Raw genomic sequence first — 11,851 nt, forward strand, 5'->3', positions numbered from 1 at the left:
ATTGTGGACGGCGGCCAGGAAGCGCTTGCCGCCCTGGTCGCGCTGTGCAAGAGTGCCGGTGAAACCGGTTTCTCCGGTCCGATCCACCACAGGAGGCAACGATGCCTTGCCGACGCACCGCCGCGTCCGCGACCCTCACCGCCCTGCTCGCCGTCGGGGCGCTGGCCGCCACCACGGGACCCGCGCAGGCCGGCGACCGCCATCACCCCCACCGGCCCCACGACCACGACCGCATCGTCGTGGCCGCCGACGGCAGCGGTGACGCGACGACCGTCCAGGAAGCGGTCGACCTCGCCCCGACCGGATCGGCGGAGCGGGTCGAGATCCTCCTCCGCCCGGGCGTCTACCACGGTCGGGTGGACGTGGACGCCGCCCGCACGAACCTGACGTTCGTCGGGGCGACCGGCGACCCGGCGGACGTCGTCATCACCGACGACCGCGCCGCGGGCACCCCGAAGCCCGACGGCGGCACGTGGGGCACGTCCGGCTCGGCGACGATCACGATCTCCGGCGACGGCTTCCAGGCACGGTCGGTCACCTTCGAGAACGCCTTCGACGAGGCCGCCCACCCGGAGATCACCAACCGCCAGGCCGTCGCGGTCAAGACCCGGGCCGACCGCGTCGTCTTCGACGACGTCCGGTTCCTCGGCAACCAGGACACCCTCTACCTCGACACCCCGAGCGTGGACGTCCCGGCGCGCGTCTACGTGCGCGACAGCTACGTCGAGGGCGACGTGGACTTCGTCTTCGGCCGGGCGACCGCCGTCATCGAGGACTCCACGATCAAGGGGCTCAGCCGCGACAGCACCCCGAACGGCTACGTGTTCGCGCCGAGCACGTCGAAGGGGTTCGCCCACGGCTTCCTGGTCGTGGACTCCCGGCTGACGACGAACGCCGCGGACGGCTCGTACTTCCTGGCCCGCCCGTGGCACCCGAGCAGCGCCCCCGACAACGACCCGCGCCTGGTGGTGCGGGACTCGTGGCTCGGCAAGCACCTCGCCGTCGACGACCCGTGGACCACCATGTCCGGCTACGACTGGCTCCCGGGCAGCAACGCCGAGCACCGCAACGTCGGCCCGGGCGCCCGGGTGACGGCCGACCGCCCGCAGCTCACGCGGGCCCAGGCGCGCGACCACGAGGTGGCCGACTACCTGGCCGGTGACGACGGCTGGGCGCCGCACCGCGACCACCGCTGCCGCTGATCCGGTCCACGACGACCGACCCGTGCACGACGACGGGCCGCCACCCTGGGCAGGGTGGCGGCCCGTCGTCGTCGGTGCTCAGTAGCCCGTGTACCGCCCGGGGCGATGGTTCATCGCGAGGATGACGTTGAGGACGACCGCGCCGAGCGCGGACACCAGGACGGTGCCGGGAGCCACGACCGCGAGCGCCGAGAGCACGACGGCGGTGTCCAGGCCCATCTGCACGTAACCCGCCCGCCAGCCGAGGCGGTCCTGCGCGACGAGGGCGACGATGTTGAACCCGCCGAGGCTGGCCCGGTGGCGGAACAGGATGAGGAGCCCGACGCCCGCCAGGACGTTGCCGGCGACGACGCCGTAGACGGGCTCGATCTCGATGTTCCCGAGCATCGCGGGGTGCAACGTGCTGAAGCCCGACACGAGCGCGATCGACAGCCCCGTGCGCACCGTGAAGTCCCAGCCCTTCATGCGGATCGCCAGGAGGAAGAACGGCAGGTTGACGACCGCGAACAGGACCGCGAAGGGCATCGGCAGCACGTAGCTGACGAGCAGCGACAGGCCCGCGGTGCCGCCGGTGACGGCGGAGACCGACCCGAGCAGGAACAGGCCGAGGGAGATGACGAACGTCCCCGTGAGGATGCCGAGCACGTCCTCGGCCACGGTGTGCTTGACGGCGAGCGGTCGGTCCGCGGGGTCGGTGGCGGGGCGTGCGGTGCTCATGTCTCCTCGGGACGGGCGCGGGTGGGCCCGGGTGTCGCTGCCCTGGTGGGGCGGGTGGGTCGGTGGCACGGGTGGTGCCGGGGCGAGCCTAGCGGACCCCGCCGGGCGACATCCCGGCCTCGTGCGCCGCGTGCCAGGATGAGGTCCATGACCCTGCGCTTCGGCCTCAAGCTCGCCCAGGACGCGCCGGTGGAGTCGTTCCAGGAGGTGTGGCGGACGGCCGACGAGGCGGGGTTCGACCACGTCTGGGTGATGGACCACATCGCCTCGCTCGGCGCGGACCCGACCCGGCCGATCTTCGACGCCTGGGCGCTCCAGGCCGCCATGGCCGTGGGCACGTCGCGGGTGCGGATCGGCTGCATGGTCACCGGGAACTCCTACCGGCACCCCGGGATGCTGGCGAAGCTCGCCACGACCGTCGACCACCTGTCCGGCGGGCGCCTGGAGTTCGGCATCGGCGCGGGCTGGAACGAGCGCGAGCACGAGATGTACGGCCTCGACCTCGGGTCGGTGCGCACCCGCATGGACCGGCTGGAGGAGTCCCTGCAGATCCTGCGCTCGCTCTGGACGGCACCGACGACGACGTTCCACGGCGAGCACTACCACCTGACCGCCGCCGTCGCCGAGCCCAAGCCCGTGCAGCGTCCTCACCCGCCGATCTGGATCGGCGGGTCGGGGCCGCGGCGCACCCTGCGGCTCGTGGCGCAGCACGCCGACGCCTGGAACGACACGTCCAGCCCGCCCGAGCGGCTCGCCGAGCTCGGGCAGGTCCTGGACCGGCACTGCGCCGACGTCGGCCGCGACCCCGCCGCGATCCGCCGCACCGTGCAGCTGCGCCTGCGCGAGCACGCGCTGGGCGACCTCGCGCCGCTGGTCGAGCGGTACGCGGCGCTCGGCGTGAGCGAGTTCGTCGTCGTGCTGCCCCCGGAGGGCGACCTGCGCGCCCACCTCGACGACGTCGTCGCCGAGCTGCCGCGGCTGCGGACGGCGGGCTGACCGGCCCCGACCGGCGCGAGCCGCCCTCAGACCGTGCGCGGCACGGGCTCGCCGGGGAACAGCCCCCGGAACGTCCGCTCGAACTGTCGGCGGCCGACCAGCCGGTACATCCACCGGACGGGTCGGGGCGCGCCGGCGAGGAACGACGGCCCGGCGTCGGGCGAGGCGGTGATGAGGAAGCCGAGCTGCGGCAGCAGCCGCGAGCGCGGGATCGCCCCCATGGAGTGCTCCCCCAGCTCCGCCCACTCGGCCTCGGTGAGCACCTTCTCCACGACGGGGATCATCTCGACGACCTCGCGGCGCAGGTGGACCGTGAGCACGGCGAGCATGCGCTCGTAGGCGTCGGCGAGGCGGTCGCCGGTGTCGGGGTCGGCGGTGGCACGCCAGCGCGTGAGCAGCGGCTCGGCCTCGCGCAGCAGCTCTTGGACGCGGGCGTGGTGGGCGCGCATCTGCCCCACGTGCAGCGCGCAGGCGGGGGCCCGGCCCTCGAGGCGGTCCCACAGCAGGGTGTCCTCGCTCTCGTGGTGGACGTGCAGCGTCGCGTCGAGGTCGGCGAGCCACCGGCCCACGAGCTCGCTGCGTGCCGTGTCGCCCGCCGCGACGCCCCGGACGAGCCCGGGAGCGCGTTCGTACCCCCACAGGAAGGCGTTGTGGACGATCCGCATGTCGTCGCCCTGGCACAGTCGTGGTCCGTCCGGCACCGGTGGGGCGGTCTCCCCCGGTGCGGCGACGTAGAAGTCGGTCACGGTCCCTCCCGCTCGCTCGGCGGCGCGCCGGTGCCTGTGCCCGGTGCGCCACCCGGAGGGAGGGCCGTGCCGCGCCCGCTGATACCGGGTGCGGCATGGCCCTTGGCCGTCGGGTGCGGACCTGCTACTTCACCGCACCGCCGAGCGCGCCCGCGGCGATGTACCGCTGCGCGAGGACCAGCAGGACGATGGCGGGGACCGAGGAGATCACGGCGCTCGCCATGACGGGCCCCAGCTCTGCACGTTGCCCTGGAGGTAGTCATAGATGCCGAGGGTGATCGGCTTGATGTCGGCGCCGGTGGTGAGGGTGAGGCCGAACATGAAGTCGCTCCACGCGAACAGGAAGCTGAACAGGCCCGCGGTGATGAGCGAGTTCTTGCTGACCGGCACGATGATCGACCAGAAGGCCCGGAAGTGCCCGGCGCCGTCGACCCGTGCCGCCTCGGTGAGCGCGGGCGGGATGGACCTCATGAAGGCGCTCATGATGAGGATGGCGAACGGGATGCCGTGGGTGGCGTTGGCGAGGATCAGGCCGGCGTAGGTGTTGAGCAGGCCCAGGTCGTTGAACAGGGTGTACAGGGAGTTCGCGATGACGATGCCCGGGATCATCTGCGCGAGCAGCAGCACGAAGAGGAAGATCCCCATGCCCCGCAGCCGGAACCGCGACAGCGCGTACGCGGCCGGCGTCGCGACCACGAGGGACACCGCCACGGCGCCGAGCGCGACGACCAGGGAGGTGACGAGGTTGCCCGTCTGGTCCTCCCAGGCCCGCTGGTAGCCCTCGAAGGTGATGTCGGTCGGGAAGAACGAGCTGTTCGCCGCCGTGCCGCCGCCCTGGAGGGACACGTTGACCATCCAGTAGACGGGGAACAGCATGAACGCGAGGAGCACGATCCCGACGATCGTGTCCCGCAGCCGGGTGGCGTCGGTCGTCTGCTTCACGATGAACCTCACTCATCCACGGCGCGCCGGTTGGCGCGCAGGTACACGACGGCGAAGACCAGCGACACCACGATGAGGATGTTGCTGACGGCCGCCCCGGTGCCGAACGAGAACTCCTGGAACGAGCGGCGGTAGGAGTCCGTGGCCAGGGTCTGGGTGGCGTTGGCGGGTCCGCCGCCGGTCAGGCCCAGGATGATGTCGAGGACCTTGAGGGTGTAGATCACGCCGAGGACGAGCACGACGCTGACGACCGGGCGCAGGTTCGGCCACGTGATGTGCCGGAACGCCTTCCCGCCGGTGGCCCCGTCCAGGGCGCCCGCCTCGTAGAGCTCGTCGGGGATGTTCTGGAGCCCCGAGTACAGCAGCGTCATGTTGAACGGGATGCCGACCCAGACGTTCACCATGATCACCGCCACGAGGGCGACGTCCGGGCTGGTGAGCCAGTGCACCGGCGCGATCCCGACCGTGCCCAGCGCCTCGTTGAGGATGCCGCCGTCCTGGTCGAGGATCCACTTCCAGACGGCGGTGCCCGCGATCATGGGCAGCAGCCACGGCAGCAGGAGCAGGGACCGCAGCACGTTCCCGAGGGGGAACCGGCGCTGGAAGAACAGGGCGAACAGCAGGCCGATGACGAACTGGCCGACGATCGAGCCGATCGTGAACAGCGCCGTGTTGAGCACCGTCGTGCGGAACAGGCTGCTCGAGACGACCTCGACGTAGTTGTCGAGGCCGACCCACGGCGCCTCGCCCGAGACGAAGGTCCGCACCGTGTAGTCCTGGGACCCCATGACGAGGTTCTTGACGATCGGGTACCCGAAGAACACGAGCACGTAGCCGATCGCGGGCACGAGGAACAGCCACTGGGCGGTCCGTTCCCGCAGCCTGGCCCGGCGGCGCCGGGGGTCGGTGCCGGTGTCGGACGCCGCGACGACAGGCGCGGGTCCGGCGGCGAGGGTGGTGGTCATCGTCGGTCCTTCCTCGGTGACGACACGGGCGACGTCGGCGTGCGCATCAGTTCTCCGCCGCTCGTTCGAGGGCGGCCGCGGGCGGCTCGCTGCCGGTCAGCGCGAGCTGCTGGGCGGTGTAGATCTGGGTGGCGGCCTTCGGCCAGTCGGGCCCGAGCAGCGCCGTGCGGGAGCGCGCGGTCTGCACCGTGTCGACGAACGTCGCCACGACCGGGTTGGCGGCCGCGGCCTCGGCGGCCACCTCGGTGTCGGACGGCACGGCGCCGCGGCCGGTGGCCATGGCCAGCTGGTGCTCGCCCCGGGTCACGCAGGCGACGAACTCGCCGGCCTTGGCCATCTTGTCGGGGTTCTGGGTGCGAGGGACGGTGAACGCCTCGCCGCCGAGCGGCGCCTGGAGGGTGTCGCCCGCCTGCGGGACCGGCAGCGGGACGGCGGCGTAGTCGAGACCCTCGGCGGCCTCGAGCGCGGGCATGTTCCACGGGCCGTTGACCATCATCGCGGCGTTCCCGGCGATGAACTGGTCGTTGACGTCGTTCTGCGACCAGTTGACGACGCTGGAGGACGCGAACCCGTCGGCCACGAGTCCCTCGACGAACGTGAGTGCCTCGACGGCCTCGGGCGACGTGAGGTCGTCCTCGTCGGCGCCGTTGCTCCACAGGTAGGGCAGGAACTGCCAGGTGCCCTCGAAGGTGTTGGCGGCGCTGAACGCGATGCCGTAGCGGTCCCCGGTGGTGAGCGCCTCGGCGGCGGCCCGGAGCTCGTCCCACGTGGTGGGCGGCTCGATCCCGGCCTCGGCGAGGGCGTCGACGTCGTAGAAGAGCCCGATCGTGTTGACGACCGGCGCGACGCCGTAGAGGTCGCCGTCGTAGGTCCCGGCGTCGACGACACCCTGAGGGAAGCCCTCGCCGGTGATGCCGTGGTCGGTGAGCGGGCTCAGGGCGCCGGAGGACGCGATCTGCTGGACGTCGGGGTTGTCGAGCATGAGGACGTCCGGCAGCGTGTCGGACGACGCCTGCTGCAGCACGGTCGCGATGAGGCCGGAGCCCGCCACATGGTTGGCCTGCACCTGCATGCCGACCTCGGCGGCGCAGGCGTCGTACACCTCCTGGTAGATCGGCGCGCTGGTGTCCGACAGCGTGTCGGTCACGACCAGCGTGGCGTCGTCGGCGCGGGCGCCGCCGCTGCAGGCGGCAAGGCCCAGGACGACGGCGGCGGCCGACGCCGCGCCGACGGCGGTTCGGGTTCGTCGCACGGTGGAAGCTCCTTCGCTCGGGTCACGTGACGGCGAGGTTAGGCAGGCCGTCGGACGGTTGTCAAAGCGCTTTACCAACTCGGCGCGATGTGCGAGCATCGGTCGCAGCACCGTTCCCGAGCCCGAGGAGAGCCCCGTGGTGACCATGCAGGACGTGGCCGACCGTGCCGGTGTCTCGCTGACGACCGTCTCGTTCGTCGTCAACGGGACCAAGCGCGTCGCCCCGGCCACCCGGGGCCGCGTCGAGGCGGCGATGGCCGACCTCGGCTACCGCCGCAACGTGCTCGCCCGGGCGCTGGCCAGCCGGCGCAGCCACATCGTGGCGCTCGTGTTCCCGGCCCTGCAGCACCGCCTGGGCAGCACCGCGCTGAGCATCGTCACCGCCGCCGCGAGCGCCGCCACCGAGCGCGGGTTCAACGTCGTGCTCTGGCCCGTCGACGACGTCGCCCAGCTCGACGACTACCTCTCCGGCGGGCTCGTCGACGGCGTCCTGCTCATGGAGGTCACGGCCGACGACCCGCGCGTCGCGCTCCTCACCGAACGCGAGGTCCCGTTCGGGCTGATCGGGCGCACCGACGACCCGACCGGGCCGAGCTTCGTCGACATGGACTTCGCCGGGATGGTGACCACCGGGCTGGACCACCTCACCGACCTCGGGCACCGCCGCGTCGCGCTGCTCCTCGGCGACCCCGGCGGCCCCGCCTGGTCGGGCTACGGGCCCGTCGTGCGCACCGAGCAGGCCTACCTCGCCGAGTCCGCGCGCCGCGGGCTGGAGCCGCTCGTGGTGCGTGCCGGCCAGGACCCGCGCTCCGGGCGGCGCGCCGCCACCGCGCTGGCCGCCGACCACGCCGACGTCACGGGCGTCATGGTGCTCGACGAGGCGGCGCTGTCCGGGTTCGTCAACGGGCTGGTCGCGGCAGGACGCGCCGTCCCGGACGACGTGTCCGTCCTGGCGCTGGCGACCTCCGCGGCCGACGTCGCCACGGCGGACCCCGCGGTCAGCGCCGTCGTCGCCCCCGGCTCCGAGCTCGGCACCCGCGCCGTCCACGGCCTCGTCGAACGGCTGGCCGACCCCGCTGCACCGCCCCTCCACGTCCTCCTGCCGGGCACGCTCGAGCTCGTCGGCTCCACCGCCGCCCCGCGCTGAGCAACCCCGCACCTCGCACCACGACCACCGGAAGGCCCCCACCCCATGAAGTTCACCGACGGTTTCTGGCACGCCCGCCCGGGCGTCGCGATCCACTACGCCCGCGAGGTGGACCGTGTCGCCACGGACGGGACGAGCCTGCGCTCGGTCGCCCCGACGAAGGCCGTGCGGCACCGCGGCGACACCCTCAACAACCCGGTGATCACCACGACCGTGTCGTCGCCGATGGAGAACGTGGTGCGGGTGCAGCACGTGCACCACCGGGGCCGCCCGGAACCGCGCCGCTTCGAGCTCGACCTCGTCGACGGCACCGGCGAGGCGAAGGTCGTCGACGGCGAGGGCACCCTGACCACCGGAGACCTGTCCGTCCGCCTCGCGGTCGGGAAGTCCTGGGAGCTGTCGTTCCACGCGGGCGGCCGCCGCCTGACCGGGTCGAGCGGGAAGTCCGCGGCGTGGGCCGACGTCGCCCCCGACGCCGCGGTCGACCACGGCCCGATCGAGCTGCGCCGCGAGGGCCGCACCAGCTACGTGTTCGACCAGCTGGACCTCGGCGTGGGCGAGCTCGTCTACGGCCTGGGCGAGCGGTTCGGCCCGGTGGTCAAGAACGGCCAGACGATCGACATCTGGAACTACGACGGCGGCACGTCCAGCGAGCAGGCGTACAAGAACGTGCCCTTCTACCTGACGAACGCCGGGTACGGGGTCTTCGTCAACGACCCCGGTCACGTCTCCTTCGAGGTCGGCTCCGAGGCCGTGGAGCGGGTGCAGTTCTCCGTGCCGGGCGAGTCGCTCGACTACTTCGTCGTCCACGGGCCCGACCCGAAGACGATCCTGGAGCGCTACACCGCCCTGACCGGCCGCCCGGCCGAGGTCCCGGCCTGGACCTACGGGCTGTGGCTGTCGACGAGCTTCACGACGGACTACGACGAGGCCACGGTGAACTCGTTCATCGACGGGATGGCGGAGCGGGACATCCCGCTGAGCCTGTTCCACTTCGACTGCTTCTGGATGCGCGAGTTCAACTGGTGCGACTTCGAGTGGGACGCGCGCACGTTCCCGGACCCGGAGGGCATGCTGGCTCGGCTGCACGACCGCGACCTGCGCGTGTGCGTCTGGATCAACCCGTACATCGCCCAGCAGTCGCCGCTGTTCGACGAGGGCATGGCCGCCGGCTACCTCGTCAAGCGGCGCGACGGCTCGGTGTGGCAGTGGGACCGCTGGCAGGGCGGCATGGCGCTGGTCGACTTCACCAACCCGGACGCGACCGCCTGGTACAAGGACAAGCTGCGCGTCCTGGTGCGCCAGGGCGTCGACGCGTTCAAGACGGACTTCGGCGAGCGCATCCCGGTCGACGTCGAGTACTTCGACGGCTCCGACCCGGAGCGCATGCACAACTACTACACGCACCTGTACAACGAGGCGGTGCACGAGGTGCTCGCCGAGGAGCGCGGGGCGGGCGAGGCCGTGCTGTTCGCGCGGTCGGCGACCGCGGGCGGCCAGCAGTTCCCCGTGCACTGGGGCGGCGACTCCACGGCGTCGTACGTGTCGATGGCGGAGTCGCTGCGCGGCGGGCTGTCTCTCGCATACAGCGGGTTCGGCTACTGGAGCCACGACATCGGCGGCTTCGAGATGACGCCGGACGCCGGGGTGTTCAAGCGCTGGACGGCGTTCGGGCTGTTCTCCAGCCACAGCCGCATGCACGGCAGCGGCTCCTACCGGGTGCCGTGGATGTTCGACGAGGACGAGTCGGACCCGACGAGCGCCGTGGCCGTCACCCGGAAGTTCGCGCGGTTCAAGAACCGGCTCGCCCCCTACCTGGTCGCCACCGGGCTCGAGGCGCACCGGGCTGGCACCCCGATGATGCGGCCCATGCTGCTGGAGTTCCCGCACGACCCGTCCGTGCCGCACCTGGACCGCCAGTACATGCTCGGGTCCGACCTGCTCGTGGCGCCGGTGTTCGACGCCGCCGGCGACGTCGACCTCTACCTGCCGGAGGGCGGCTGGGCAGGCCTGCTCACCGGCGAGCGCGTCTCCGGCGGTCGCTGGGTGCGCGAGCAGCACGACTTCGACTCCCTGCCCGTGTACGTGCGTCCCGGTGGCGTGATCCCGCTGAGCGCCCACGAGGAGCGGCCCGACGCCGACCACCTCGACGGGCTCACGCTGCTCGTGAACCCCGGCGCGGACGGCTGGTCGCGGACCGTCGAGGTGCGTGACGCCGACGGCGGCCCGGTCGCCTTCGCGGTCCGGCGCGACGGCGACGAGGTCGTCGTCACCTCGCCGATCGGAGCGGGCTGGTCGGTGGAGGTCGTCGGCGGGGGCTGCGCGGCCGCCGTAGACGGCACCGCCCGGGTGTCCGCATGAGCGCCCCGGTGCCCGGCGTCGCCGTGAGCGTCGCCCGGCCGGGCCCGGACTGGTTGGCGGACTCGGTGGCCGCGGCCGGCGGGCGGCTCGTCCCGCCGGGCCCGGACACCGAGGCGCTGCTCTGGTTCGGCGGCGACCTCGCCGACCTCCGCTCGGCCCTCGACGCCGCACCCGGCACCCGCTGGGTGCAGCTGCCGTCGGCCGGGGTCGACTCCTACGCCGACGCCGGGCTGCTCGACTCCCCCGGCATCACGTGGACGTCCGCCAAGGGCGCGTTCTCGCGGCCCGTCGCCGAGCACGCCCTCGCCCTGACGCTCGCCACGCTGAGGCACCTGCCCGAGCGCGCCCGTGCCCGGTCGTGGGGCCGCCCCGCGGGGACCTCGCTGTTCGGGGCGGACGTGCTCGTCCTCGGTGCCGGCGGCATCGCCCGGACGTACCTCGACCTGCTGGCGCCGTTCGGCACCCGCAACGTCGTCGTGCGCCGCCAGGCCGCACCGGTGCCGGGCACCGAGCGGACCGTCACCACGGACCAGCTGCACGCCGAGCTGGCGCGCGCCGACGTCGTCGTGGTCGCCGCGGCGCTCACGACGCGGACCCGGGCCCTGCTCGGCGCCGACGAGCTGGCGGCGATGCGGCCCGGGGCGGTGCTCGTCAACATCGCGCGCGGCGGTCTCGTCGACACCGACGCGCTCGTGGCGGCACTCGCCTCCGGACGGCTCGGCGGCGCCGCGCTCGACGTCACCGACCCCGAGCCGCTGCCGGACGGCCACCCCCTGTGGGACCTGCCGACGGCGCTGGTGACCCCGCACACCGCGGACACCCGGGAGATGATCGAGCCGCTGCTGCGGGCCCGGGTCGAGGAGAACCTGCGCCGGTTCGTCGCGGGCGAGACCCTCGACGGCGTGGTCGACCCCGTGGCCGGGTACTGACCGTGGCGGCCACGACGGCGCCGACGACCGGCCTCGGGGCGCGCGTCCCGGGCGCGGGCGAGGCGCCCTGGCGGGGAACGGTCGTCATGGGGGTCGCAGGGTGCGGCAAGTCGACGGTCGGGGGCCTGCTGGCCGCACGCCTCGGCGTGCGGTTCGTGGACGCCGACGACCTCCACCCCGCACACAACGTCGCCACGATGGCGGCCGGGACGCCCCTGACGGACGCCGACCGCCTCCCCTGGCTCGCCCGGGTCGCCGACGTCCTGAGCCAGGGCGCCGACGCCGGCGAGCCCGTGGTGGTGGCGTGCTCCGCCCTGCGGCGGGCGTACCGCGACGCGCTGCGAGCAGGTGCGGGCGGCGACGTCGCCTTCGTGCACCTGCACGGGGACCGCGCCCTGCTCGCCGAACGGATCGCCGCCCGCGCGGACCACTTCATGCCGCCCGCGCTCCTGGACTCCCAGCTCGCCACGCTGGAGCCGCTGGAGGCCGACGAGACGGGCTTCGTGCTCGACGTCGCCCGGCCGCCCGGCCGCACCGCCGTCGCAGCGGCGGACCGGCTCGGCGGCCACCCGGGCACGGCGCCTGGCGCATGAC

Annotated in this window: 10 protein-coding genes and 1 pseudogene; 6 read left to right on the top strand and 5 right to left on the bottom strand. The window is 73.1% G+C overall.

Going from position 1 to position 11,851, the window contains the following annotated elements:
- Nucleotides 1–101: 101 nt before the first annotated feature.
- A complete protein-coding gene (locus I598_RS03400) occupies nt 102–1,202 on the top strand; it encodes a pectinesterase family protein (RefSeq protein ID WP_068201271.1) in 1,101 nt (366 codons plus the stop codon).
- A 78-nt stretch (nt 1,203–1,280) separates the two neighbouring features.
- Here the strand turns inward: I598_RS03400 and I598_RS03405 are convergent, their stop codons facing one another.
- Nucleotides 1,281–1,919 (bottom strand): YitT family protein, encoded by a 639-nt coding sequence (locus tag I598_RS03405; protein WP_068201273.1) that lies wholly within the window; start codon nt 1,917–1,919, stop codon nt 1,281–1,283.
- A gap of 147 nt (nt 1,920–2,066) precedes the next feature.
- On the opposite strand from I598_RS03405, the gene I598_RS03410 reads away from it, so the two are divergent.
- Nucleotides 2,067–2,915 (top strand): LLM class F420-dependent oxidoreductase, encoded by an 849-nt coding sequence (locus I598_RS03410; protein WP_068201274.1) that lies wholly within the window; start codon nt 2,067–2,069, stop codon nt 2,913–2,915.
- A gap of 26 nt (nt 2,916–2,941) precedes the next feature.
- Here the strand turns inward: I598_RS03410 and I598_RS03415 are convergent, their stop codons facing one another.
- From I598_RS03415 to I598_RS03430, 4 genes and pseudogenes are all read right to left on the bottom strand, one after another.
- Nucleotides 2,942–3,661, bottom strand: a complete 720-nt coding sequence (locus I598_RS03415; protein ID WP_068201276.1) for a hemerythrin domain-containing protein — start codon at nt 3,659–3,661, stop codon at nt 2,942–2,944.
- Nucleotides 3,662–3,785: 124 nt separating this feature from the next.
- A pseudogene (locus I598_RS03420) lies at nt 3,786–4,537 on the bottom strand (carbohydrate ABC transporter permease).
- A 74-nt stretch (nt 4,538–4,611) separates the two neighbouring features.
- Nucleotides 4,612–5,568 (bottom strand): carbohydrate ABC transporter permease, encoded by a 957-nt coding sequence (locus tag I598_RS03425; RefSeq protein WP_068201278.1) that lies wholly within the window; start codon nt 5,566–5,568, stop codon nt 4,612–4,614.
- A 46-nt stretch (nt 5,569–5,614) separates the two neighbouring features.
- Complete coding sequence (locus I598_RS03430) at nt 5,615–6,820, bottom strand: sugar ABC transporter substrate-binding protein (protein WP_068201281.1); 1,206 nt, start codon at nt 6,818–6,820, stop codon at nt 5,615–5,617.
- Nucleotides 6,821–6,965: 145 nt separating this feature from the next.
- Here I598_RS03430 and I598_RS03435 point away from each other — a divergent pair, with 145 nt between their 5' ends.
- The 4 genes from I598_RS03435 to I598_RS03450 are packed head-to-tail and all read left to right on the top strand — an operon-like array spanning nt 6,966 to nt 11,850.
- A complete protein-coding gene (locus I598_RS03435) occupies nt 6,966–7,967 on the top strand; it encodes a LacI family DNA-binding transcriptional regulator (protein WP_083973512.1) in 1,002 nt (333 codons plus the stop codon).
- A gap of 45 nt (nt 7,968–8,012) precedes the next feature.
- On the top strand, nt 8,013–10,328 hold the full coding sequence (yicI, locus tag I598_RS03440; RefSeq protein WP_068201284.1) for an alpha-xylosidase: 2,316 nt from the start codon (nt 8,013–8,015) through the stop codon (nt 10,326–10,328).
- Entirely contained in the window at nt 10,325–11,257 is a 933-nt protein-coding gene (locus I598_RS03445; RefSeq protein ID WP_068201286.1) for a D-isomer specific 2-hydroxyacid dehydrogenase family protein, read from the top strand. Before yicI ends, I598_RS03445 begins: the two co-directional genes overlap by 4 nt.
- A gap of 2 nt (nt 11,258–11,259) precedes the next feature.
- Nucleotides 11,260–11,850, top strand: a complete 591-nt coding sequence (locus I598_RS03450) for a gluconokinase (RefSeq protein ID WP_068201288.1) — start codon at nt 11,260–11,262, stop codon at nt 11,848–11,850.
- Nucleotide 11,851: the final 1 nt, after the last annotated feature.

Source organism: Isoptericola dokdonensis DS-3 (assembly GCF_001636295.1).
GTDB lineage: Bacteria > Actinomycetota > Actinomycetes > Actinomycetales > Cellulomonadaceae > Isoptericola > Isoptericola dokdonensis.

Excerpts from the sequence above, each read along its gene's own strand:
- I598_RS03400 (WP_068201271.1), top strand. The coding sequence starts at position 102 with ATGCCTTGCCGACGCACCGCCGCGTCCGCGACCCTCACCGCCCTGCTC.
- I598_RS03405 (WP_068201273.1), bottom strand. The coding sequence starts at position 1,919 with ATGAGCACCGCACGCCCCGCCACCGACCCCGCGGACCGACCGCTCGCC.
- I598_RS03410 (WP_068201274.1), top strand. The coding sequence starts at position 2,067 with ATGACCCTGCGCTTCGGCCTCAAGCTCGCCCAGGACGCGCCGGTGGAG.
- I598_RS03425 (WP_068201278.1), bottom strand. The coding sequence starts at position 5,568 with ATGACCACCACCCTCGCCGCCGGACCCGCGCCTGTCGTCGCGGCGTCC.
- I598_RS03435 (WP_083973512.1), top strand. The coding sequence starts at position 6,966 with ATGCAGGACGTGGCCGACCGTGCCGGTGTCTCGCTGACGACCGTCTCG.
- yicI (WP_068201284.1), top strand. The coding sequence starts at position 8,013 with ATGAAGTTCACCGACGGTTTCTGGCACGCCCGCCCGGGCGTCGCGATC.
- I598_RS03445 (WP_068201286.1), top strand. The coding sequence starts at position 10,325 with ATGAGCGCCCCGGTGCCCGGCGTCGCCGTGAGCGTCGCCCGGCCGGGC.